We start from the raw sequence: 24,757 nt of genomic DNA on the forward strand, positions 1-24,757 counted from the left end.
GAAACAATGACATATAATAAGCTCGAACAGGTCAATCTCAGGGACAGGGGTATCCCTGCCGACGAGCGTTCGACGAACATTCTCATCGCCGATGGGAATGTCGTATATGGAGCGACATCGGGAGACAAATGCCATATATTCCGGTTCGAACCCCGCAGTGGAAATCTGAAAATTCTTGCGACAATTGACGGCCCCAACACGATTTTAAAGGGCATGGTGCTTGACGGCTCCACCATGTATGTCGGAACGATGCTCACAAAACGCCAGCTCTGGTTCGAGGGACGGAAGCGCGGCGGAACGTACGAACTCGATGATGCCAATCTCTATCGGCTCGATGCCTCATGGAATACCGGGCATCTCTACAGAATCACCGGTATAAACAGCGAAAAACCCGCCCTTTCCGATCTCGGTATCCCGGTCGAGGGGGAAGGAATCCATACTATGGCGATGGACAACCGGCGCGGGCTTGTCTATGGCTTAACCACGCCGTCCGGGCGCTTTTTCATCTACGACATCAAAAAGGCCGCAACTGAGGTCATAACATTCGGGACAACATATACCTCTGTCTCGAACCACATGGTGAATTTTGCCGAAGTGGTGAAAGACCTGACCGATTTTACTCCCGGCGAGGGGGAATTCAACAACAAGATTATCGCCAGAGCGATGCATGTGATGTCCGACGGCACCCTCTATACCTCCGGCTGGAACGGGCAGATAATCAGGTATGATCCCCGTATCGCAAAACCCGCAGATCGCTTTACGGCGGCTGCTTACATTCCCGGTGTTCCCGGACGGCAGTACTGGAACCGCGTCGACGAAATAGTCGAACGTGACGGGGTGCTCTTCATGGGTTCATCGGATGGGTATATCATCGAATTCGATCCGTCCGCGAACAAAGTCAGGAATTACGGCAAGCCCATACGGGCAATCGAGGTCATGGGACTTGCCTTTTCGCCTCTCGACGGTTGTCTTTACGGCATCAACGGCGGCGATCTGGACGGTGTCAGCCGTTTCTGGTGCTTCAATCCCTGTGAAAAGACATTCCAGGTCGATTATCCGGCGGTCAAGGCTTTCAATAAACGGCCCATGAGCGACATCGTCTGTACCGCGGACGGCACCATCGTAATGGCGGAAACCGAGCGTGTGGCGAATCTCTGGGTGCTGTCCCCCGGCGAGCCGAAGGAGTGGGAAAAATCTGAAATCATGGAACCGTACTTCTTTGCCAATAAACGGGGTGAAATTCCTGACAAATTTGCCGGCCATACAAAAAAACTCGAAGCCGAGGTGTTCCCCATACCTTCCGAATATCAGGGAGGCTCAGGATATACCGCGATCCAGTTCGATGAGGCCGGCAGACTGTACGTGGGAACCGCTTATTACGGTAAATGCGGATCGCTCGTGCAGCTCGATCCTGTGACAGGAGTATGGCGGCGCATTTTCAGAACCGACGAGCTGACCCACCAGTACGGTCGAGGGCAGGGGATTCCCGGAAAAATCCACACGAAACTCCGTCTCGGCACCGATGGTAAAATATACGGTGCTATGAAACAGGGGTGGGAGTGGGGGTATGACGAGCGCCCCGATGTCGGCGAGTCACCCGAAGGAAAACGCGGCGGAGAGTATTCGGCCCACTGGTTCAGCTACGACCCCAAGACCGATACGGCGCTCGATCTCGGCCCCGGACTGCCGCAGAGCGGAATAGTCGGTTTCTGCGTGGATGTCGACCGGGGGTACATCTACGGGACAACGGTTCCGGGTGTATATTTTCTCGTGTATGACATGAAAACAGGGCGTATCTGGAACGCGGGCTCAATCGCGCAGCGGAATCCCGCCCGATACATGGCTATCGACTATGATACCGGCAGGGTCTACCACAACGGAGAGGTTACCCCTGACGGGAAGAGCTATATGACTGTATGGGATCCCGAAGAGTTCAGGCTCAGGGATTACGAGGTCGTGTCGGACGGGAGCTTTCAATACCGTCATTCATACACTGTCGCCTGCGGGCCTGTCGGTTCGCACAAGCTCTACGGTGCAAACTGGGCTCCCGATGCATGGGAGATGGACCTCGACGTTCGAAAGGACGGCAAGCTTCATGTGCGGAGAATATGCGACACCGGCCTCGGTGGCAGGGACGATAAAGGATATATGAACTGCATCGAGCTTGGCCCGGACGGCCGCATGTACTGGGGAGTGTCGTACGGCGAGGAGGGCCCGGTGGCGGTTATGGCATGGGACCCGAAAACGGAGACGCGAACTTGCCTCGGTACCCTTACGCTCGGAGGGGAATGGCTGACCAACGTGGTTCTTCAGGGCATCGCCCTCGACGGGAACGGTAATCTCGCCCTTCACTGCATTTATCTCAAGCTCACCGACAGCCAGAAGAAGCTCGCCCGCTGGCAGAAAGGCACCGTATACCGTGACATCGAGGATAAGCCCTATTTCCTCGGATATCCGGGTCATAAGACCGGGACATATTATTCCGTCATATATATAAGGAATGCGGTATCGGTTCATTGATTCACAATATAATATTCTGCTATGGATTATAAACAATATTCTTTCCTGAGAAACACAAAGTCATACGGCTTTTCTGTCGCTGTTATACCCATGAAATCACTGTACACTGTTTTATTGAATTACAGCGGTGTTTTTTATATTGAAAAAAAGTTTAATATTATGTATATTTTTACAAATCAAGTGTTGAAACATGTGAAAATAAATTATAACACACTGTTTCTATATGAAATACATTATCTGTGAAAGAATGCGGAGTGCCATATGAAAAAGGATTTGGGAACCGATTGCGTCCATGCGGGTGAGGACAGGTTTAAGCCCCACGACTCTATTACCACCCCGATTATACAGGCGTCGACGTTTGTTTTTAAGAATTCCGAAGAAATAAGACGGTTTACTCAGAAAGAGCATTTCAGGTACGAATACGGCCGTTACGGGAATCCCACCCAGAAAGCGGCTGAAAGAAAGCTCGCTGTTCTCGAAGGCGCTGAGGAGGCCGTACTATTTGCTTCGGGAATGAGCGCCATAATCAATACGCTTCTTGCCGTCCTCAAAGCCGGCGACCACATGATAATCACCGATGATGCATACGGAAAGACGCTGTCATTCTGCAAAAACTGGCTTCCCAAGTGGGGAATTGAGCGTACCATAATAAAGATGGGCGATTACGAGGCGATCGAAAAGGCCATCAGGCCCAACACCCGTCTCTTTTTCAGTGAGTCGCCAACCAATCCTTACCTCAATATCGTGGATTTCTCCCGGCTCAGGGAAATTAAAAGCCGTCACTCCGGAATGATCGTAATCTCCGACTCGACCTTTGCCACGCCGTACAATCAGCGGCCTCTCGAACTCGGAGCGGATATTGTTATTCACAGCGCAACGAAATATCTTGCGGGACATAACGATATTCTGGCCGGAGTAGTGCTTGGGAGCGAGAAACTTATCCATGAAATCGTCGATTTCCAGAAGATCATGGGCGGGGTAATCGATCCTCACTGCGCCTATCTCCTTATCCGCGGGCTGAAAACTTTCAGTATCCGTATGGAACGGCTCAACAAATCGGGCGAGAAGGTGGCAAGATGGCTGGAGTCTCATCCGAAGATAAAACGTTGTTATTATCCCGCGCTTGAAAGTCATCCCCACCATGATGTCGCAAAACGTGAGATGAACGGTTTCGGCGCCGTTGTCACATTCGAGATAAATGGCGATATCAATGATGCAAAACGGTTTCTCGACAACCTCAAGCTCTGCTACATCGGGCCCTCGCTCGGGGGATGTGAAACGCTCATTACCCATCCTGCAACGGTCACCTATTACAATTGTACCCGCGAGGAGCGTTATGAGCTGGGAATTCTGGATAACCTGTTCAGACTTTCGGTCGGTCTCGAGGATACGGATGACATTATTGCAGATCTGGATGAAGCGATGAAGAGCATCGGCTGAAAAAAGCCCTCCCGAGCGGGAGGGCTTTTTTGTTGACTGTAGTGTATCGCCTTTACGCTGCGGGGATTGTAACTTCGATGAGCAGACCGCCGCCAGGCGCGTTCGATGCCTTGACCGTACCCCCGTGGAATCGCACGGCCGCTTCTGCGATGGCAAGGCCGATACCAGCGCCGCCCGACTCTCTGTCACGGTCTTCGCCTACCCGGTAGAAAGGCTTGAAAATATGTTCGATTTCATTCTCCGGCACCCCATGACCGTAATCCCGTACCGTTATTGAAACGGATTTATTATGTCCATTCTTGTCGTTGATGAGCGAAACTTCAACCGTGCTGTCTTCAATGGTATAGAGAACGGCGTTTCGCACAATATTCTCGACCGCGCGGCGCAGTAATTCTTCATTGCCCAGTATGGTACACGCTTCACTTACAACGACTTTCACTCCCCGGTTCCGGCTCTGCGCTTCAAAATCGGCATCATCGGTGATTTCACGGATCAGCTTTTCGATATCGACAATGGTCATGCCTATCGCGGATATCCCCGACTCGAATAGATTCAGGGTTAATATCTGTTCTATCAGTTCGTTGAGCTTGTCTGCTTCCCGTGCAATGCGATCAAGTGTTTTGCCCGTTTCCGGATCGCATTTCTGACGGCTCAGTTCCAATGCGACATTGAGACGGGCCAGGGGCGAGCGCAGTTCATGAGAAACATCACGCAGTAAATTTCGCTGCGATGTCAACAGGGATTCGATACGGCCGGCCATACGGTCAAAAGCCTGCGCCAATCCGGAAATCTCGTCATTTCTCTTGCCTATTGTCGAGCTCACGCGGACTGAAAGGTTGCCGCCCGCGAATTGACGGACTGCATTTTCGAGCTTGATAATCGGTGCGCTGAAATAATGGGCAAGCCAGTAACAGATGCCGCCGGAAACGATAACGAAAACACACAGCCGCACCAGTAAAGGAGGCGGTTTACCGAAATCACCTCCTCTTGGAGGTTTACCGAAATCACCTCTCCTCGGCGGTTTGGGGAATTCTCCTGCAACGACATATGTTTTCCCGCTCCGGCTGCTGAATCGTTGAGCTCCCAGGTCGTTTATTCCGGTGATTATGAGCTCTGTCCTCCCGCTCTTTTCGGCAAGGTTGACGAGGTTCGAGATTTCAGTCCCCCCTGTGTGTCCGGCGACCTCATGCCCTGTATCATCAAAAAGAAAAATCTGTATTCCGTTGGAATTATCTATATGATCGACGAAACTGTGAAAGGAGGAAACACCTTTGTCTTCATAGACTTCCGCGGCTGTCTGCCCGTAAAGTGACAGGGCATTTCCGATAGGATGCCGCATGTGGTTGACCATCTGGTCCGATTGTGTTACTCTGTCTATGGTGATCTGCGATAGCACAATGATAAACGTTGCAAGCCAGAACCACAGGTAAATTTTTATGAAAATTCTATGCTCAGGCATGATGGTCGGCCTCTTCCGGCAATCCATCCTCACGACCGGGAGTCTCTTCCTCGGAGGAGGAAGAAGAGACAAAAATATATCCGGTGCCGCGGATTGCCTTGATTCGCTCCGATCCGTTCGGTTCAGCGCCAAGCTTCTTTCTGAGTTTGCATACATGCACATCGATACTTCGATCATAGGGCGATAAAGGCCGGTCGAGAACATCATTCGCCAGGTCATCACGGGATACGACATTCCCGCTGTGACGCATCAGATTCTCGAGGAGCTGGAATTCTACGTTCGTGAGTTTGAGAACTTTGTTTGCCTTAAGCACGATACGGGCTCCCGAGTCAAGTTCAAGATCGCCATATCTGTATTTTTTTGTTCTATGATTTTGTGTCATCTCCTCCTGCATTGTTCTCGACCGTCGGAGAATGGCGCGGATACGGGCAAGAAGCTCTCTGGGATTGAACGGTTTGGCAAGGTAATCATCCGCACCCATCTCCAGACCGACAATACGATCCACATCATCACCCCGCGCTGTAAGCATTATGACCGGTATGCCGGTCCTGGTTCTGATACGCTGAAGTACATCGAAACCGTTTTGTCCCCCGGGTAACATGATGTCGAGTACCACGATACAATACTGTTTATGCAATACTTTTTCAATACCGGTTTCGCCGTTGTATGCCGCTTCAACTTCGAATCCTTCCGGTGTAAGGTATTCGTTTAATAACTCGCACAATTCCCTGTCATCATCGATTACTAAAATGTTTTCCATCAGTGATTCCGTATTCCTTTCGCGAACATGATATGGCTCCGCGAGCGTTTTTTAAAAAATGGGCAATTGTTGCCATGGTGAGAAGGTAATAGTTGCCGACCACAACTGGTCAAGTCAATCCGATAGATTGCGATTCACCGGGCGATTGTAAAGAAATGTGAAAAAACATCATCATTTCTCCTGAACTGTGTACCGTCCCCGATTATCTCATTGTTACAATATTTCTTAAGAAAATATGGAACAATCGCCCGAACGTCCATTAAAGCATTGTAAATTTTTGTTAATTCATGGCAATTATCGCTCGTATGGCACATGCGTTGCTCGTTGTTTTGGCAATATTTATGACCGTGCGATTACCATGTTCCCGTTTGACGGATAAAGGGTATCGAAGGTTTATGATTATTTATCGATTCCTATATCAAATTATTAACAATTCTTTACTTAATATGATGGGGAATATTCCCGATACAGTAAACAGACACCGTAAAGAAGCACCGTGAGTAAACAAACTCAAAGAAAGGGGAAATGACGATGATAAGTGGAATTAACAGTTACAATAGCAGCCTGTACTCACGATTGAATGCAGTGAATATGCAGAAGCAGACCGATCAGAAATTCGCGAGACTCGATACCGACAGCAGCGGCGCGCTCAGTAAAGACGAGTTTCAGATTCTCATGAATGAAATCTCCGATCAAACGAACATTATTCCCGATACCGATAAAATGTTCGAGTTGACCGACACTGATGGCGACGGTCTTCTGACCGAGACCGAGATGGAAAGTGCACGGCCGCAGGGTCCGCCTCCTCTTCCTCCGATGATGGAAATGACTGACTCCGAAACGACTGACAGCCTCGATACGAACGGCGACGGTGTCGTCAATGTGCTGGATTTCATTTCCGATACGAGTGAAACGACCCAGCTGAATATGCAGGATCCGGGTGACAGAATGTTTGCAAAGCTCGATACCGATGGCGATGGCATGCTCAGCAAGAGCGAATTTCAGGTTTTTGCCGATGAAATATCCCAGATGACCGGAATGACCATCGATATCGATGCGACATTCGAATCAGCCGATACCGATGGCGATGGTCTCCTCTCCAGGAGTGAAATGGATAAGTTCCGTCCTCAGGGGCCGCCCCCGATGATGGGAATGATGGGAAACGGATCGGTAACCGAATCGGACCTGACAAGCCTTGTTGAAGAGGAGACAGATTCATTGATGAGCAGCATCGATACGAACGGAGATGGCTCAATCGATGCATCAGAACTGAAAGTCGCACTCATGCAGGTCAAACTGAACGCCTACAGCATGTTCAACGATCAGACGGATGCGGCCGGAAATGGGTCCATGGACCTGTTCGGATGACAATCGTTTGAAAAGTTTCAGACAGCGAAATTGATTGATCTCATAACCAGCAATACCAGTATAATCCCCGTGTTCAAGGGTGCTGCGAGGCATGTTAAAAGTCGTCCTCGCAGCGCCCTTTTTTTATCTGTCCGGATAATGCGGGAAAATTATTTCCCGTATTTGCCATAATTCATTATATGCCATCACACCAGTGCGTTTTACGTTAAATATAGTATGGATAGACCGTGAATTAAACGAACTGTCGTAAACCACGAACATTTGGAGTTACACGTGCAAACGAATGAATTTACTCCTTATCTTCCCGGAAAGTCCTCCGTAAAAACGGCGAATATCTCGAACGTTCTCAGAATATGACTGGTTCGGTATCTTTTTAATTCCACGAAGGGACCTTTTAACAAAATCACCGAATGTGGTATAATTTGACAACGCTATAAGATCAAATTCTCTCAGTATTTTTCTGATAAAATCCACGGAAAAATTTTCAATATAGAGCGGTATGTTCCTCTCTGCCAAATCTGTATAATTGTGATAAAATCTCTCTTCATACCAGGAAAAATCAGGAGGTAAAATACCCTTTTCATAAGCAATCGTTTCGATTTCCGTTCCGGGAATTATTTTAAGGGGTGATACTGTAAGATAGGTACAATATTTGGATAACTTTCGGGCCATTTTGAGCGTTTGATATGCATCGTCTTCGGTTTCTTCGGGAAGTGAAACCATGAAAAACACAAGGCTTCGGATTCCGAGTCTCTTACAGTTTTTAGCAAATTCAACCGTTTGAGAGATGTTGATGTTTTTGCGAAGTGCTTTTAATACTCTGGTGGATCCTGATTCCAGACCGAAATCGATGCTGATACACCCTGCACGCACCATCAGTTCAAGCAATTCTATCGGTGTATCCACCCTGGCTTCACAATACCATTTAATATCGTATTTCTCACGGATCAGCTTTTGGCAAAAGTCTTTGACAAACGATCTTCTTTCGCAAAAGGAGGGATCGATGAAAAAAAAATACCGCTGATTATATGTTTCTTTTAAATAGGAAATTTCCTGCATTACCGTGTCAATACTTCTTACACGGTACTTGAATTTATTAAAGGAACAGAAAACACATTTCTGAGAACACCCTCTGCCTAAAAACACCGGTAAAGATCGGATTTTTTCCTTCTCATAGTTTCTGAGCAGAACTCCTCTCGAAAAACCGTACTCGGGCAATTTCCCGTAATCAAGAGAAAAAACATCAATATTTTGCTCAGGTTTTCTCTCGGGATTGTGCTTTATCCCGGTGCCTGTTCTCAATGATAATCCGTCGATATTTTCAAAATCATTACCCGATTGGAGAGCCTTTATCAACTCATAAAAAGTGATTTCACCCTCACCCCTGACTATAATATCAATTTCTCTCACATTTTTCAGGGTGTCTTCGGGACAGTAACTGAAGTGTTTTCCACCAACTACGATAATCGATGATGGATTTATGCTTTTTATTTTTTTTATTATGTGTACTGCATAGCCCACATTATTTGAAAAAGCTGTAACACCAACAAGTGGTTTTTCCAGATTTTTACAGTATCCATACAATTCTTCCGGATCAGTATCGTACAGATCAATAACCCTTGACGCAATTCCATGCTTGAGTAAATAATTCTGTAACAATATGATGCTATATGGATACATATACTCTTCATCATATTCTAAATCCCGGGAAATTCTGCCTTCTCTGCTCCCTCCCGGATTCACCAGTATTATATCCATATTTCTCTCTGTTCTTGTTGCCTGATATTCCATGTTTCAAAATCATGGGGTGTCGTAATGGGTAAAATATCGGAGTAAATCTATAGTGCTCTTATGAGGGCTGTGAAAAAGTATATTTTTCACGAGCCCGATAATGAAATGTATTGTTTTGTTGCTGCCAAGGGCATGTAAATCGGCACTTTGTGCCGACCCTTGACAGCTTATATCCACGTAAATTGTGTTTATCACAACGCTTTTATATATTGTGTGAATAATAGATTTTTATACGTTTTTTAGCATATCTTTCTAATTTGTTATAATATAACATGTATGGCAACTTATGAAAGCGTTGTTTGGGTTTATTTAGTGAAATATGGGATGATGCATAAAAAAGCCCTCCTGGCCTGGAGGGCTTTTATAACTAAATATATGGGTATGAATCACCAGCCGAATTTAATCTGGGCCGCATACCGCGTATCCGGTTCCACACCTGGCGCATTCGAGAGCTCCTCGGAGAACCATGCGACATCGATATCAACCAGTCTGGCATTGAGCCCCAGTCCCGCGGTGGGATAACCGGAATTGATACCGGCTCTCAGATAAACAAAATCTGCCTTGTACTGTGCGCCGAAATGAAGTTTTCTGAATATATTTTCCCGGTTGTTGTCGAGGAAATCGATGTAATCGGCAAGAAGCAGTACCGATTCGCCGTACAGGTGTTTGGCGATTCCGAAGTCAACAGAGGACCCTCTGCCGTCGCCGAGGGATTTAAGATTCATACCGACATCCGCGCCGATGTATGGTACTTCGCAGAGAGCGCCGATATCTGCGGCATATGTTTTCTGCGAGCTGTTTTTGGCATCATCGATGATGGGTTGCGCGGTATCCTGAATGTTACCGAGATCGGTTGCCTTGATCTGGAACATGTTTGCATGGCGACGGTCGAAATACTTGAGATTGACCCCGACAGTCAGTCCCGGGTAAACCATGTTCAGGGATTGTGCGAAACCGAGTATGACTGCGGTGTCGGAATCTCCTTCTCCCCATACGCGCGGTTCGAATACTCCGCGATCGATTTTCAGGCCGGCCATCGTGTTATTGAAGACCGCAAGGCCGACGCCAAATCCATCGTTCATCTGCCTGCGATATTTTTTTGTCCAGTAGGCATACGCTTTTTCATATGAATCAAATTCTTTCAGAGATTCCGGGTCGAGTCCGGAAACATAGTACATCCCGGGTTTGTCTTTTACTTTCCCGAACGATATGGTATCATTGTAATATGTTGTAAAGATAACTTCATTGGCTTCAATCGCTTTCAGAACCGATTCCATATCGTCTTTGTATGTCGTTTCCTTGGAATCGGTAATTTTTGCCAATTCCGTTTTATCGAAAAACGATATCGAAAGATCGACAAGGGGCTGGACTCTTAACCGTGACCATTTGCCGTCATATTCTTCGAGATCTTTAAGAAACTCCTGTTTGTCTGATTCTGTTAAATCCCCATAATCCTGGAATTTATCCGAATTATTCTTGATGAACTTCGCGGTTTCCCAGAAATCATTGTTCAGCGTGAAGGGAAGGTTAGGGATGGAAAACCGTAATACGGGTACCCGCGCCAGAAGAGCCGGGTTGTTGATAAAGCCGTTATATCCGTATCCGCCAGCGATTTTGGCATCGCCCATGCCGATAGTTTTGGTATTACGGTACATGATGGTTGGATCAACTGCAAAGGCCGTACCCCCAAAACTGAGAGTGAGTGCGTATACAAGGATACATGAAAAAACTCTGTTCTTCATGAATATATCTCCCTATGACAGTGTTATCGATTATACCATGTATAAAAGAGATCGTAATACTGATTATTGACAATATTGGTGCTGTCAATCGGATGATACCCGGTATCTTCATCGATGAGACCGTCGCCGTCATTATCGATACCGTCGATGGTTTCCTCGTCCGCACCGTTGTTTCCGTCATTGTCGATACCGTCGTTGTACCAGAAATAGTTGACGTATTTGCCGATCTCAACGATATAGTCTTTAACGTCTTCATAGGATATCGAGGATTTTCTGTCATCGGGATTGGCATACATGGTGATGAGGAATGTGATACCTTCCTCGCCCTCGTCGAGTTTGCTCAGAACGAATGAAACAAGCGTGTTGATATCATCGGGAGACGGAGCCATATACGTTTCCGCACTGTTACCCCCCTTTGCCGCCTTGGGTGTCCAGCCGCCTAAAAATGCTATCAGTCCTTTGTTGATCGGTTTCCCGCTGGTATCCATGATTGGCTGGTCATTCTCATCTTTAGCAATTTCTCCGAGAACAAATCCCTGGGATTTATCGAAGCCAATCAGGTCGAGCTTGATATCTTCCGCATAATTGATGACACCGTCCTGGTTGGTATCACGCAGGCCCAGAACCGTTGACAATACGGTCGAGACAGTATAATCGAGCGCGATATCGTCATCCTTGAGATTGCCGACAGTCTCTTTATTCATGATTCTTGTAAGAAGCTTCGACACCTTGATGTTAGCGCCGTACCAGGCGTTCTGTTTTTTTACATCAAGTGTGTCGATTTTTTGTAAAAGCGGATTATTGAAACCGTCGCTGACCTTCATATTGCCCTGGACAAGGTCAACGAGATATGCCACATTGACATCGGCCTCGAGAAGCGTCGCTTTGGCATAGGTGTAAATGACCATGGAATCATCGGTCGTATCGATAATGTCATCGAGTTCGGCACGTGCTTTTTCGTAATTACCGTCCCGTATTTCCGCTTCCGCCTTTTCCACGGGAGTCTTTTCTTTGCTGGATGTAAATCCGAATATGTTGACACAGCCGCTGGTAAAAATGACCAGAAGAACCAGAATCCCCAGAGACAGCAACAGTTTCAGCGATACTTTCATATCCACTACTCCTTTTCAGATTTTAAACCCGGTTTATTCGTAAAAAATGCCCGCGAAACCTAAAGCCGCATATAATTAAAAAAAATGATTATTATTATCAGCAATAATCAACAGTCCATATTAATATTATTAATAGAATTACATGACGGTATAAAAAACAGCTCATTTTATCAGCGATAAGATAACGAAACAACTTCGGATTGACGGTCATGTGAAATTGTTTCGTTATCTATTTCGGAAATAAATGCAATAAAAAATTCCGTCATGTATTAAAAAACCGCTAAAAACCACGTTCTATTGAATTTTTACGAATAGCCGGGTAAATTGACAGAATAACCGGTTTAATAATAAAATCAGGTTCCTTCCTGCCATGAATTAAGGTATTTAACCTGTTCGGGTGTCAGGACATCGATGGCAACCCCCATCGCTTCCAGTTGAAGCTCTGCCACATGTATGTCCAGCTCGGCTGGGAGTGTATGAACACCCGGCTTGAGTTTTCCCTGATTTCTGATACCGTATTCCACGCCGAGTGCCTGGTCGCAGAACGACATTGCCATAACAGTCGAAGGATGCCCCTCGGCACAGGCAAGGTTCACAAGCCTGCCCTCACCGCACAGATAAACCGGTTTTCCCCCAACGATATATTCGTCGAACAGGAATCGTATGGTTCTGTGTGAGGATGCTGCCTTATGAAGGCCCTTGACATCGATTTCGTTATCGAAGTGACCCGAATTGGCGAGAATCGCGCCGGCTTTCATCTTCCGTATATGATCGACGGTGATGACATGGAGATCCCCGGTTACGGTGATGAAAACATCGCCGAGCGGGGCCGCATCTTCCATTTTCATTACCCGGAAACCGTCCATGGCCGCCTGGAGTGCCCTGAAGGGTTTGACCTCGGTGACGATGACATTAGCGCCGAGACCCTTCGCGCGGAGCGATACTCCTTTACCGCAGTTCCCGTAGCCGACAATCACGACCGTTTTACCGGTAATCAGTATGTTCGAAGCCCTGAGAATGCCGTCTATCGTCGACTGACCGGTTCCATAGTAGTTATCCATGAGATGTTTGGTGTCGCAGTCATTCACCGCAATGATGGGGTAGAGGAGAGCCCCTTCCTTTTCCATGGATTTAAGGCGGATGATCCCTGTTGTCGTTTCTTCGCAGCCGCAAACCATGGTCCCGATGAGGTCTTTACGGTCAAGATGAACCGCGGTTACCAGATCGCAGCCGTCATCGATCGTGATATCGGGGCCGAAATCGAGAACGGCCTTGATGAAACGATAGTAATCGTCCACCGATTCGCCCTTGTATCCGTATGTCGGAACGCCGTCGACAGCAAGAGCGGCAGCGACATCATCCTGAGTCGAAAGCGGATTACACGATGTGATGGCAACCTCTGCGCCGCCGGCAAGCAGCGTTTTCACCAGCGCGGCCGTTTCCTTCGTTATATGCAGTGCGAGACCGATCTTATGACCGGCAAGCGGTTTTTCTTTTTCAAAACGCTCCCTGATTTTCAGGAGAGCACCCATCTGCCGTTCAGCCCATTCGATATTTTTTTGACCCTGGTCCGCAAGCTTGATGTCTTTTACTTCGTAAGGCATCTTCTACCTTCTTTTTTTAATGTCTTCGTTAATTATTGCAGGTGCGATGAGAATAATCTGTGACAGGTATCACGTGTACGGCAGATTATTCATAATTTAAGTGCTTTTCTCAGTTCATCGGCCTTGTCAGTTTTTTCCCAGGTGAAATCGGGATCGTTACGGCCAAAATGACCGTATGCCGATGTTTTTGCATAAATCGGACGGCGCAGGTTCAACATGTCGATAATCCCCTTCGGAGTGAGGTCGAAAGTCTCATGGATGGCTTTGCACAGAGCGCTGTCATCCACTTTTCCCGTGCCGAATGTATCGACATTGACGCTCGTGGGTTCTGCAACTCCGATGGCATATGAAACGGCGAGCTCGCATTTCTCCGCAAGACCGGCCGCAACGACATTTTTTGCGGCGTAACGGGCTGCATAAGCCGCGGAACGGTCAACCTTGGTGCAGTCCTTGCCGGAAAATGCGCCGCCGCCGTGACGGGCCATTCCGCCATAGGAATCGACAATGATTTTACGTCCGGTGAGTCCCGTATCGCCATGAGGTCCACCGACAACAAACCGTCCGGTCGGGTTGACATATATTTTCGTTTTGCCGTCAATGAGGCCGGAAGGGATGACCTCCCGTATCACCATGATCTCCATGTCCTTCCGTATCTTTTCGAGCGAGACATCGGGGCTGTGCTGGGTGGAAACGATTACCGCATTCACATGGACGGGTTTGCCGTTTTTGTACGTAATGGTGACCTGCGATTTTGAATCGGGCTTGATGTAGGGGAGATCTCCGGCTTTTCTCAGTTTAGCGAGTCTGAACATGAGCTGATGGGCAAGCTGTATCGGCATGGGCATGAGCTCGGGTGTCTCATCGCAGGCAAATCCGAACATCATTCCCTGGTCGCCCGCGCCCTGTTCCTTGAACAATCCCTCTCCCTCGGTGATTCCCTGCGAGATATCGGGTGACTGCGGATGTATCGACACGAGTATTCCGCAGTTATCGGCGTTGAATCCGATATCGGAATCGGTGTATCCGATGTCCCTGCATGCCTGACGGGCTACATCGGCGTATTTGATATCGGCTTTTGTCGTGATTTCACCGGATATGATGATGAGACCTGTCGTACAGAGTGTTTCGCAGGCGACGCGGCTCATCAGGTCCTGCGCCATAGCGGCGTCGAGGACGCTGTCGGATATACGGTCGCTCACTTTATCGGGGTGGCCTTCTGAAACAGATTCGGATGTAAACGTGTAGTTCCCTTTCATGTGTAACCTTTCTATGAATTATTTTGGTAAAGGATTATAGTGAAGTCAGATTTAATTTTTCTATTTCTCGTGCAATAAGTTCTCTCACCTGGGTGCCTGTTTCCAGTTTCAGGACTTTTTCGGCAATTTCACGGGCATATTCCTTTCGTATTAATCTGATTATTCGTTTAATCGGAGGGATGTATGCCGGTATCATGGAAAGCTCGTCTATTCCGAGACCTGTAAACAGGATGGCGGCAGACGGGTTCCCGCCCATTTCACCGCACACGGCGACCGGGATGCCTGCATTGTGTGCGGCCTCGACGGTCATTGCTATGAGCTTGATAATACCGGGATGAAACGGATCGAAAAGATTCGCGATACGGTCGTTCGCGCGGTCGACGGCTACAGAATACTGAATCAGATCGTTTGTGCCTATCGAGAAGAAATCGACTTTTTTGGCCAGGTGTTCGGCAATCATCACAGCCGAAGGTACTTCGATCATGATTCCGACCGGAATATCCTCATTGAAATCATGACCTTCGCTCTTTATTTCCTTTTTTGCCTCATCGAGTACCGCCAGCGCCTCATCGAGTTCATCGACGCTGGAAATCATCGGGAACAGTATCTTGACATTTCTGAGTGAGGAAGCCCGGACAATCGCCCTGAGCTGCACCTTGAAGAGCTCCCTCAATGAAAGACTCAGACGGATTGCCCTCCATCCGAGGTACGGATTCTGTTCGGGTTCGGTCGGGATTATATGGGAGATTTTATCGCCACCGAGATCGAATGTCCTGATAACAACCGGGTCCGGCGCAAGTTTTTCTGCAACTTTGAAATATGCCGTGAACTGCTCGTCCTCTTCAGGAGCTTTATCGCTCAGAAGATAGAGAAATTCGCTCCGGTAGAGACCAACACCCTCTGCACCATTTTCCAGAACGGCGCTGACTTCTTCAAAGAATTCGATGTTGGCATACAGACCGATCCGGACTCCGTCGGTTGTTACGGCCGGAAGCTCTTTCAAATCGGCGAGAGCCTGACGGTTTATGAGTATCTGTTTCTGCTCTTTCCGGAATTTTTCGATGGTGTTGACGGTGGGATTGATATATACCATACCGTTTTCGCCATCCACGATGACAATATCGCCAGACCGGACCGTCTTGGAGGCGTTCTTGGTACCGACAACGGCGGGTATCTGGAGAGCCCGGGCAAGAATGGTCACATGGGACGTAATTCCTCCGAAGTCGGTCACAAACGCCTTGATCTTGCCTGCATGCATATTCGATGTATCGGATGGGGTGAGATTGGAGGCGATAACGATTACCGGCTCCTCGACCGATGCAAGATGCATGTACTCCTTGCCGACAAGTTTCGCGTACACGCGCCTCAGGATATCCTGAATATCGGCAATCCGTTCACGAAGGTAATCGTCGTTGGCGTGTTTGTATGCCTTGATGATTTTACGGGTCGTTCTGAAAAAAGCAAATTCCGCGCTTTTGCCGGTTTCGATGAGATCGTTTGTTTCCTTGATCAGTTCCGGGTCCTGAAGCAGCATTATGTGGGGTTCAAAAATTTTTGCGTGTTTTTCACCCACCCGGGTCTGAATTTTATACTTGAGCTCCTTGATATCGTGAATGACTTTTTCCACTGCGGCTGCAAAACGCGCTTTTTCCGCATCGATTTCACCGGGCGCGATATCTCGTTCTTCAATCCAGTAGTCTGTGGAACTATAGATATGGGCTTTCCCGATGGCAATACCGGGAGATGCCGCGATACCGGAAAATTCATGCGATCCTTTTTCTGACTCCGCTGCCGGGTTCACCGTCGATCCTTCCGAAAAAATCATTCAATTCATTCCTCGTCGAATTTACTGGCAATAAGGGCTTTTATTCCCTCAATGGATTCAAGCGCATCATCACCATCCGCAATGATCTTTAATTCGCTGCCGCATGCGGCTGCAAGCATCATGACACCCATTATCGATTTGGCATTGATCTTAGTGCCGTCGTATTCGATCTCGATTTTAGAGGAAAATTTCGATGCCCTCTGGACAAGCATGGCAGCCGGGCGAGCATGGACTCCCAGTTTGTTGATTACTTTCACGGTATCTGTGATAACAGGCACATTACCCTCTTTTTGGCGATGCAGATGGCCTTGTTCAATGTATTTTCGTCAGGATTATTTCTCTGTCTCTCTGTCCCTTTATCGCCCTGTCCCTTTTAATTCTCACCGGGTAACAGTATCGATGACTATGCCCAGAATAACCGCCAGAAAGGCGGCCAGAGGGAAAACGACGGAATGTGAAATCTTCCGTTTGAACAACAGCATGCTCACTGAAAAAATAATCAATGTTCCCACAGAAAGAAAGCTCAACCGATAATCGTCCCATGTCAGAAACACGACGGCGAGAAATGCAAGAACAACACCGCCTATATTCGCCATGATTTTTGAAACATGGTCGAGACGATGATTGGTAATTTCAATGACAGCCTTGGGGCCGAGTCTGTATCCGGTTGTAAGCCAGTGCCATTTCAGGAGCACAGTCGGGATATTGAAAACCGCCAGAAAAACCGGGATGCCCCAGAGACCGAAATACATGACCGCCAGCAATCCCATAAGGAGACCGAACGGTCTGAGCGTTCTCCAGAAAAAACGGTCTCCGACAGCGCCTGTGGCCTGGCCGACCGATTGTTTGAAACGCGATATGTCTTCAACCGTTACACCGTCACCGAGGAGCAGACGCTCTTCCATATTGGCAACAGCTCCCAAAAGAAGCGTCACCATGAACGGATTACAGTTGAAGTGTTCCGAATGCCGGAAACGAAACGCGTTATGATGCAACTGGTCTTTGCACAGAATACGTCCGGCCGGATCTAAACAAAAAGCAAAGCCCATGTTCTGACGGTCTTTTATCGAAAACGAACCCTGAAAAAAGAAGCTTCTCAGGTATATATTTAAAAGTGTCAGAAAATTCAACCTTTTTGTAGAACGAGATACATTATCCATAATATACCACAGACTGAACCGAGAATGAAATACCTCTTTATACCTTTAAACCAGAAAAAAATAATTGCCGATGCGAATACAGCTCCCCAGATGAGAAAAGATGCCCGGACAAGGGCATCCACAGCTTTGGGGGGCAGGAAACGAATGGTTCCGAACACCGCCGCCCCGGACGGAATGAGAACAATGCCCATGAACATGCCCCGGATGAACGAGGAGCCGATCCCCCGAAAGTGGGTACAGGTAATCGAAGCCGGTTCCCCGTTTTCGAGCCGCTGACGGGTTGCGTCGTTCCGTATACCGTTCAGTTTCCGGACTCCCTGTGTCATGTGGAGCCCGATAAAACCGACAAGTATGCTGAACAGTACCGCGGGAATAATTCCCGATTCGAGAATACGGGATTCCGGCCCTGAAATCCGCGATGCCCACAACAGCGAAGCGGACGATATGAATGCCGCCATATTCCCGTCTGTCAGGCGCGCCGCCCCAAGCGGCATATACCCGAGCCAGAAGAGCTGGAACAGAATACCCATCTTGAGACCGGCCTCGGGCATGCCGAAAATGAAACCCGCGAGGGAACAGGAAACGACCGGTTCCGAAATGAGAAGCTGGGGGCCGCTCGTGGTATCCATGGCGACAATACCGGCGAAAAGAACCAGAATCGCGAATGTATCCATGATCAATCCCCGAGCGATGCCAGATTCACCTCGAGCTTTTTAAGCTCTTCGCGTGAATCCTCTAACTTGCGACGCTCCTGCTGGATAACCTCTTGCGGAGCCTTGGAGAGAAATCCTTCGTTCCGGAGCTTGTTTTCGATGCTCCTGATGAATGTGCTGCGGCGATTGATTTCTTTTTCGAGCCTCGTGCGCTCGAACCCGATATCGATTAAACCCTCGAGAAGGACAAAAACCTCGTTTTTTTCCGAAATTCCCGCGGCGGATTTCGGAGGCCTGGCAGCGGTGCTGTCGAGGCGCAGGTTACCGACTTTCGCAAGATCGAGAATATACGCCCGGTTATCGAAAAACACTGATTTCAGGGTGTCGTCAGCCGGAGCAACGATCACATCGGCTTTCTGTCCGAGCGGCACGTTCATTTCGTTCCGTATCGTACGGATGACCGTGATCAGCGATTTGACCGATTCCATGTGTTCTTCCGCGCTCAGGTCGATGAGAGTGTCCTCCGCTTCAGGCCACCGTGAAACCATGATACTCGGCGCTTTATCGACGCCAAGCGCATCAGTGAGACGCTGCCAGATTTCCTCGGTAATGAACGGCATGACGGGATGGAGGAGCTGCATCGAACCCGCCAGTATCCGGGCGGCGCTGCCGAGAACATAAGCCTTGTCCTTTCCGCCCTGCGCCACGCGGGGTTTGATTATTTCGAGATACCAGTCACAGAAATCATGCCAGATAAAATCGTAGATCACATGGGCGGCATCGTTGAACCGGAAAGCATCGAGCGATTCGGTGATGGATTTTATGGTGTGGTTGTATTTCGACAGTATCCACCGGTCGGCAATTTCTGGCTCGACATCATCCACCGGCTCAATCGGGCCCTCTGCAAGCGTAAGAATCAGGCGCGCCGCGTTCCAGATTTTATTGGAGAAGTTACGGCCGATATCGAACGTATTGTGATCTTTCTGCTGTTTTTCTCCCTTACGGGTATATGAGATATACACATCCTGACCCTGGGAGGTGATATTGATGATGCTGAAACGGAGCGCATCGGCGCCGTGAGTGTCGATAACCTCGAGCGGGTCGACTCCGTTTCCGAGCGATTTTGACATTTTGCGGCCGAGGTCGTCCCGCACGGTGCCGTGAAGGTAGACCTGTGAAAACGGAATGTCGCCCATGAATTCAAGCCCGGCCATGATCATACGCGCCACCCAGAAAAAGATGATCTCCGGCGCCGTGGAAAGCGTACTCGTCGGATAAAACGCCCTCAGCTCCGGTGTATTCTCCGGCCAGCCGAATGTCGAGAACGGCCACAGCCATGAGCTGAACCACGTATCGAGCACATCCGGGTCGCGGATGATATCGGTCCCGCCGCATGCGGTGCATACCTTTACGGGCTCACGGGAAACCATCACATGGTCGCACGAGCCGCAGTAATAAACCGGTATCCTGTGCCCCCACCAGAGCTGACGGGAGATGCACCAGTCGCGGATATTCTCCATCCAGTTGAGGTAGACCTTGGTCCAGCGGTCGGGGTGAAACGTTACCCTTCCGTCCTTCACCACCTCGATGGCAGGGCGGGCGAGCTCCTTCATCCGCACGAACCACTGAGTCGAAAGGTACGGCTCGGTAATCGTGTGGCATCGGTAGCAGTGGCCCACGGAATGGGTGTGATTTTCGATTTTCACGAGAAGTCCGCGCTCGCGGAGGTCGGCGATCACTTTTTCGCGAGCCTGCTCGCGGGGCAGGCCGTCGTAGTCCGCGCCGGCCATGCCGTTCATGGTGCCGTCCCCGTTCATGACCACAATCGGCTCGAGCTTATGCCGGAGCCCGATCTCGAAATCGTTGGGATCATGCGCGGGCGTGACTTTCACCGCGCCGGTGCCGAACCCGGGATCGACAAAATCATCGGCTATTACCGGTATTTCGCGTTCGACAAGGGGGAGTATGAGGGTTTTCCCAATCAAGCCGAGGTAGCGTTCATCGGTGGGGTTCACCGCAACCGCAACATCGCCGAGCATGGTTTCGGGTCTCGTTGTTGCAACTGTTATTCCGCCGGAATCACCCTTCAGGGGATACCGTATATACCAGAGATGACTTTGGAGCTCCTCGTGTTCCGCTTCCTCGTCCGAAAGCGCGGTATGGCAGCGCGGACACCAGTTGATGATGTATTTGCCGCGGTAGACGAGTCCTTTTTCATAGAGCCGTACGAATACCTCGGTGACCGCTTTCGACAGGCCCTCGTCCATGGTGAAACGTTCACGGTCCCAGTCGCAGGAGCATCCGAGGTATTTGAGCTGTTCGATAATGGTGCCGCCGGTTTCCTCCCTGAATTTCCACATTTCCTCGATAAAAGCTTCCCGCCCGAGATCGTGGCGGGTTTTCCCCCGCTCGGCAAGGAGTTTCCGCTCGACAACGTTCTGAGTGGCTATTCCGGCGTGGTCTGTGCCCGGCATCCATTCCGTCACATACCCCTGCATCCGCTTGAAACGGGTGAGAATATCCTGAATGGTATTGTTGAGGGCATGACCGACGTGGAGAACAGCGGTTACGTTCGGAGGGGGAATAACCAGTGAATACGAGGCTTTACCCTCATTTGGCTCGGCATGACTGAAATGGTTTTTTTCCCAGAACTCCTTCCACTGCGCTTCGACGGCCTTATGATCGTACATCTTGTCCATATTGGAATTGTCCACGCGATACTCCTGTTGTATACCGGCTGATTTTCGGGCTATGTCTGTTTATTTCAAAGGTATGAAAATATAACAATCAGCCATCGTAAAGTCAATGACATTGGGGTATTCGTTCAACGGCGATCTGAGAAACGGAGGAACACTCATGTCCGTGAAATACATGATGATATCGCCTGTACTTCATGAAATTGAGCAGATCATTGACGGGGAGTTCCGCAAAAACTTTCCTGAAGCTCCTGGATTTTTGTCTCGCCGGTACAGGCTTTCGGGTGGAACTGGCAGTACGTTCGGTACCCGCCGGAAATGTTGGCAGCCCTGAATCCGTGGTGTTTCAGAATACAGCCTGCCACATGCGACCGGACTCCCGTCGCGCAGTAAATGAGGATTTCACGGTCGCGGTACGGTTCGAGCTCATCGAGGCGGTTCCGTATCGCATCGACCGGAATATTGACCGCACCCGGTGCATGACCGCCGTTGTATTCCATGGAAGTCCGTGTGTCGAGGAGAATAAAATCGTCCGGGTTTCGTTCGTCCAGTTGATCCCAGTGTGTCAGGGGCATCACGCCATCTTCGTCATTAACCGCCACATATCCCGCAAAATTCACGGGGTCTTTCGATGATCCGAACGGTGGCGCATAGCAGAGTTCCGCCTCGGAAAGATCGCGTATGGTCATTTTTGCCTGAATCGCCATGGAAATCACATCGATCCGTTTGTCGATACCATCCGGGCCTATGCACTGGGCGCCGAGCACCACACCGGTATTTTTGTTATAGAGCACCTTGAGGGTCATCTGGTATGCACCGGGATAATAACCGGCATGGTTCGCGGGGTGGACATACACTTTTCCGTATGGCTGAGCGAGAGACCGGAGTGTTTTTTCGTTGAGACCGGTGCAGGCCGCGGTAATGCCGAATACACGGCATATTGAGCTTCCCTGAACGCCACGGAAGCGGGTGTCGATACCGAAAATAGTATTCACTGCCACACGGGCTTCCTTTGCGGCGGGTCCCGCGAGGGGAATGAGCGTCGAAGAGCCGTCCGCAAAGCGGAAAACCTGAACCGCATCACCCACTGCGTAAATATCGGGGTCGGATGTTTTCATGCGGTCGTCAACGACGATCGAGCCTCTTATCCCCATCCTCAGGCCGCTTTTCCCGGCGAGCTCGCCCTCGGGAACGACCCCTGTGGCGAGAAGGACGAAGTCCACATCGATCGTTCTGCCGCTCTGAAGAGCAACGCGCACTCCACCGCCGGTATCTTCGAATGCATTCACCCGCTCGTTGAGCCAGACCGCAATATTGTTGTTTTCAAGCTCGTTGCGGATGAGCGCCGCCATTTCGTGGTCGAACGGAGGCATGACCTGGTCGAGCATCTCGATCACCGCGACTTCGAGCCCGCGGCGCTTGAGATTTTCCACCATTTCGAGGCCGATGAATCCGCCGCCTATCACGAGGGCTTTTCGGGCGTTTTTTTTCTCGATCGCCTCGATAATCCTGTCCATATCCGGAATCGTACGGAGCGACAGAATCTGCGGCGAGTCGATACCCGGAATCGGTGGGCGGGCGGGTTCTGCGCCTGTGGATATGATGAGTTTGTCATATGACTCCTCATAGGCTCCGCCGTCGGGGCCGGTCACCGATACTGTCTTCCTTTCACGGTTGATCGATGTTACAAGGCTTTTAAGCCGGACATCGATACGAAAACGCTGCCTGAACAGCTGGGGTGTGGCGACAAGGAGCATCGACCGGTTTTTGATCTCGCCGCCGACACAGTAAGGCAGGCCGCAGTTCGCAAAGGAAATGTATTCTCCGCGCTCGAACAGTATAATTTCCGCATCCTCGGAGAGACGTCGCGCCCGTGCTGCCGAAGCCGCGCCTCCGGCAACACCTCCTATAATTACCAGTTTCATCGGATACCCTTTCAACAGTGTGCTTTTTTATGATAACGATGTTTAAATATATGAAAGAACTGTCCGGTTAATTTTAAAAAGCCCCCTTTCTGTCACTTCGTGACATCCTTCCCCCGAGGGGGCAGGACATAACTGCAAACGCCATAATATGTTGCCCCCTGCGGGGGAAACATGCGCGTAAGCGCCGAAGGAGGCTGTTGTAAAGAATAAGAGACAGTGTATCGAAAATTGTGGAGATTCATTTAAAAACCATAGCGTTTTCAATACATTATGACGTTTGATATGAAATTTAACCGTCACTACTGATATGAAATCGTTCTTAATATTAAACGTTTATTCTCTGAAAAAACACAAATAAGATAATGAAAAATATATCATATTACAACAATAATTATATAAATAATATTATATATCATGTTTTATTCCTATTTCTTCCCTTTCTTTTAAAAAAAGCATATTTCCCGGACTCTCATTTGGATAACCGGGGAAAGGGATTTCGCAGCGAGTCACGGAGAACACGGAGAAAACCTCATAGTATACCGGATAATGAAAATCGGGAGAGTATATAAGGATAAGAGTATCTCAAAAGGAGTTTTTAGGTTGTCTGAACAGTATTTTACTCTTGCATTATCACCGATATTGACACTTATTGTTACGGTGCCGGATGAAACGGTGCGCGAAAAGTAAAAAAACTACATATATATTGAGTAGAAAAGAGGGTACGGCGAAGCATATGAAATCAACAGGTGTGACGTATTATATTGTATGTATTGTTGCCGGAGTATTGCTTCTTTTTGGGGGATGCGGAAGGAAATCGGTAAAAAAAGTGGAGCCGCTCAGGATAGTATTTTTCGGTGACAGCGTGACATACGGTTACGGGGTGAATGATAAAACGGAATCGTTCTTTGCCCGAATAAACAGCGTCATGAAAAAGGGTGTCTATGTCAATGTCGAACCTTTTAATGCAGGTGTCAACGGCGATGATACCTTTGAGGCGATTACGCGGATAGATTCGGTGAAAGCCCTCGATCCCGATATTGTGATTATTGCGTTCGGATTGAATGACTGTCAGGTTTCAAGAATCACTCCCGGTCAGTTCAGAGATAATCTCATCCGGATTTGCGATTCGTTTCCTCCGGAAACACGGATTGTCCTGGCGACATCCAACTCGTTCATGGAAACAGGACAGCCTCTGTGGAAAGAACTCAACAGCACGCTCGACATATATATGGATGAGATCCGGTCGATAGCCCGCGAACGAGGATATATACTCATCGATGTCCATGCAGCATGGAAAGAGTATCTTCGCCATGATTCAAGGAATACCGAGACGATGTATGTCGATCCGACCCATCCTTCCGCAAAAGGGCACCGGTTGATATATGAAACTTACATGAACGGGCTCAGGAAGCTGTTTGTCCGGTAAGGAGTGTTTTTCCGCAGTGC

Annotated in this window: 17 protein-coding genes; 4 read left to right on the forward strand and 13 right to left on the reverse strand. The window is 48.9% G+C overall.

Annotated features, from left to right (window positions below; all coding sequences use genetic code 11):
* Positions 1-2,520: hypothetical protein (locus LLG96_12285; GenBank protein MCE5250988.1), on the forward strand; the 2,520-nt coding region annotated here is incomplete at its 5' end.
* Between the two features lie 261 nt (positions 2,521-2,781).
* Positions 2,782-3,960 (forward strand): PLP-dependent aspartate aminotransferase family protein, encoded by a 1,179-nt coding sequence (locus LLG96_12290; protein MCE5250989.1) that lies wholly within the window; start codon positions 2,782-2,784, stop codon positions 3,958-3,960.
* A gap of 52 nt (positions 3,961-4,012) precedes the next feature.
* Here LLG96_12290 and LLG96_12295 read toward each other — a convergent pair whose 3' ends face one another.
* Positions 4,013-5,419: a HAMP domain-containing protein gene (locus tag LLG96_12295; GenBank protein MCE5250990.1), complete on the reverse strand. Its 1,407-nt coding sequence runs from the start codon at positions 5,417-5,419 to the stop codon at positions 4,013-4,015.
* The gene (locus tag LLG96_12300; protein ID MCE5250991.1) at positions 5,412-6,179 is read right to left on the reverse strand and encodes a response regulator transcription factor; all 768 of its coding nucleotides are present in this window, start codon (positions 6,177-6,179) and stop codon (positions 5,412-5,414) included. The genes LLG96_12295 and LLG96_12300 overlap by 8 nt, the downstream gene beginning before the upstream one ends.
* A 531-nt stretch (positions 6,180-6,710) precedes the next feature.
* Between LLG96_12300 and LLG96_12305 the strand changes: the two genes are divergently transcribed.
* Positions 6,711-7,547, forward strand: a complete 837-nt coding sequence (locus LLG96_12305) for an EF-hand domain-containing protein (protein MCE5250992.1) — start codon at positions 6,711-6,713, stop codon at positions 7,545-7,547.
* A gap of 267 nt (positions 7,548-7,814) precedes the next feature.
* Here LLG96_12305 and LLG96_12310 read toward each other — a convergent pair whose 3' ends face one another.
* The 11 genes from LLG96_12310 to LLG96_12360 all read right to left on the reverse strand — a co-directional run bounded on the left by LLG96_12310 (position 7,815) and on the right by LLG96_12360 (position 23,311).
* On the reverse strand, positions 7,815-9,338 hold the full coding sequence (locus tag LLG96_12310) for a B12-binding domain-containing radical SAM protein (GenBank protein ID MCE5250993.1): 1,524 nt from the start codon (positions 9,336-9,338) through the stop codon (positions 7,815-7,817).
* 386 nt (positions 9,339-9,724) lie between these two features.
* The gene (locus tag LLG96_12315) at positions 9,725-11,080 is read right to left on the reverse strand and encodes a hypothetical protein (GenBank protein ID MCE5250994.1); all 1,356 of its coding nucleotides are present in this window, start codon (positions 11,078-11,080) and stop codon (positions 9,725-9,727) included.
* A gap of 23 nt (positions 11,081-11,103) precedes the next feature.
* Entirely contained in the window at positions 11,104-12,192 is a 1,089-nt protein-coding gene (locus tag LLG96_12320) for a hypothetical protein (GenBank protein MCE5250995.1), read from the reverse strand.
* Positions 12,193-12,545: 353 nt separating this feature from the next.
* Positions 12,546-13,796 carry an adenosylhomocysteinase gene (gene ahcY, locus LLG96_12325; GenBank protein MCE5250996.1) on the reverse strand — a complete coding sequence of 417 codons (1,251 nt, stop codon included), beginning with the start codon at positions 13,794-13,796 and terminating at the stop codon, positions 12,546-12,548.
* An 89-nt stretch (positions 13,797-13,885) separates the two neighbouring features.
* Positions 13,886-15,052, reverse strand: a complete 1,167-nt coding sequence (gene metK, locus LLG96_12330) for a methionine adenosyltransferase (protein MCE5250997.1) — start codon at positions 15,050-15,052, stop codon at positions 13,886-13,888.
* Positions 15,053-15,086: 34 nt separating this feature from the next.
* Positions 15,087-16,877, reverse strand: a complete 1,791-nt coding sequence (ptsP, locus tag LLG96_12335; GenBank protein ID MCE5250998.1) for a phosphoenolpyruvate--protein phosphotransferase — start codon at positions 16,875-16,877, stop codon at positions 15,087-15,089.
* 5 nt (positions 16,878-16,882) lie between these two features.
* Entirely contained in the window at positions 16,883-17,146 is a 264-nt protein-coding gene (locus LLG96_12340) for an HPr family phosphocarrier protein (protein MCE5250999.1), read from the reverse strand.
* A gap of 111 nt (positions 17,147-17,257) precedes the next feature.
* Positions 17,258-18,037 carry a PTS system mannose/fructose/sorbose family transporter subunit IID gene (locus LLG96_12345; GenBank protein ID MCE5251000.1) on the reverse strand — a complete coding sequence of 260 codons (780 nt, stop codon included), beginning with the start codon at positions 18,035-18,037 and terminating at the stop codon, positions 17,258-17,260.
* Positions 18,004-18,711, reverse strand: coding sequence for a PTS sugar transporter subunit IIC (locus tag LLG96_12350; protein MCE5251001.1), 708 nt, complete (start codon positions 18,709-18,711; stop codon positions 18,004-18,006). The genes LLG96_12345 and LLG96_12350 overlap by 34 nt, the downstream gene beginning before the upstream one ends.
* A 2-nt stretch (positions 18,712-18,713) precedes the next feature.
* Positions 18,714-21,389 carry a valine--tRNA ligase gene (locus LLG96_12355; protein MCE5251002.1) on the reverse strand — a complete coding sequence of 892 codons (2,676 nt, stop codon included), beginning with the start codon at positions 21,387-21,389 and terminating at the stop codon, positions 18,714-18,716.
* A gap of 209 nt (positions 21,390-21,598) precedes the next feature.
* On the reverse strand, positions 21,599-23,311 hold the full coding sequence (locus LLG96_12360) for an FAD-dependent oxidoreductase (GenBank protein MCE5251003.1): 1,713 nt from the start codon (positions 23,309-23,311) through the stop codon (positions 21,599-21,601).
* Between the two features lie 733 nt (positions 23,312-24,044).
* On the opposite strand from LLG96_12360, the gene LLG96_12365 reads away from it, so the two are divergent.
* Entirely contained in the window at positions 24,045-24,737 is a 693-nt protein-coding gene (locus LLG96_12365) for an SGNH/GDSL hydrolase family protein (GenBank protein ID MCE5251004.1), read from the forward strand.
* The last annotated feature ends 20 nt before the right edge of the window (positions 24,738-24,757 follow it).

The organism is bacterium (assembly GCA_021372535.1).
Classification (GTDB): Bacteria; Latescibacterota; Latescibacteria; order Latescibacterales; family Latescibacteraceae; genus JAFGMP01.

What these genes read in the sequence shown, in the direction of transcription:
- LLG96_12350 (MCE5251001.1), bottom strand. Translation starts at nt 18,711, where the DNA reads ATGGATACATTCGCGATTCTGGTTCTTTTCGCCGGTATTGTCGCCATG.
- metK (MCE5250997.1), bottom strand. Translation starts at nt 15,052, where the DNA reads ATGAAAGGGAACTACACGTTTACATCCGAATCTGTTTCAGAAGGCCAC.
- LLG96_12315 (MCE5250994.1), bottom strand. Translation starts at nt 11,080, where the DNA reads ATGAAGAACAGAGTTTTTTCATGTATCCTTGTATACGCACTCACTCTC.
- ahcY (MCE5250996.1), bottom strand. Translation starts at nt 13,796, where the DNA reads ATGCCTTACGAAGTAAAAGACATCAAGCTTGCGGACCAGGGTCAAAAA.
- LLG96_12320 (MCE5250995.1), bottom strand. Translation starts at nt 12,192, where the DNA reads ATGAAAGTATCGCTGAAACTGTTGCTGTCTCTGGGGATTCTGGTTCTT.
- LLG96_12360 (MCE5251003.1), bottom strand. Translation starts at nt 23,311, where the DNA reads ATGAAACTGGTAATTATAGGAGGTGTTGCCGGAGGCGCGGCTTCGGCA.
- LLG96_12345 (MCE5251000.1), bottom strand. Translation starts at nt 18,037, where the DNA reads ATGGATAATGTATCTCGTTCTACAAAAAGGTTGAATTTTCTGACACTT.
- LLG96_12365 (MCE5251004.1), top strand. Translation starts at nt 24,045, where the DNA reads ATGAAATCAACAGGTGTGACGTATTATATTGTATGTATTGTTGCCGGA.
- LLG96_12290 (MCE5250989.1), top strand. Translation starts at nt 2,782, where the DNA reads ATGAAAAAGGATTTGGGAACCGATTGCGTCCATGCGGGTGAGGACAGG.
- LLG96_12300 (MCE5250991.1), bottom strand. Translation starts at nt 6,179, where the DNA reads ATGGAAAACATTTTAGTAATCGATGATGACAGGGAATTGTGCGAGTTA.
- LLG96_12355 (MCE5251002.1), bottom strand. Translation starts at nt 21,389, where the DNA reads ATGGACAAGATGTACGATCATAAGGCCGTCGAAGCGCAGTGGAAGGAG.
- LLG96_12295 (MCE5250990.1), bottom strand. Translation starts at nt 5,419, where the DNA reads ATGCCTGAGCATAGAATTTTCATAAAAATTTACCTGTGGTTCTGGCTT.
- ptsP (MCE5250998.1), bottom strand. Translation starts at nt 16,877, where the DNA reads ATGATTTTTTCGGAAGGATCGACGGTGAACCCGGCAGCGGAGTCAGAA.
- LLG96_12310 (MCE5250993.1), bottom strand. Translation starts at nt 9,338, where the DNA reads ATGGAATATCAGGCAACAAGAACAGAGAGAAATATGGATATAATACTG.
- LLG96_12305 (MCE5250992.1), top strand. Translation starts at nt 6,711, where the DNA reads ATGATAAGTGGAATTAACAGTTACAATAGCAGCCTGTACTCACGATTG.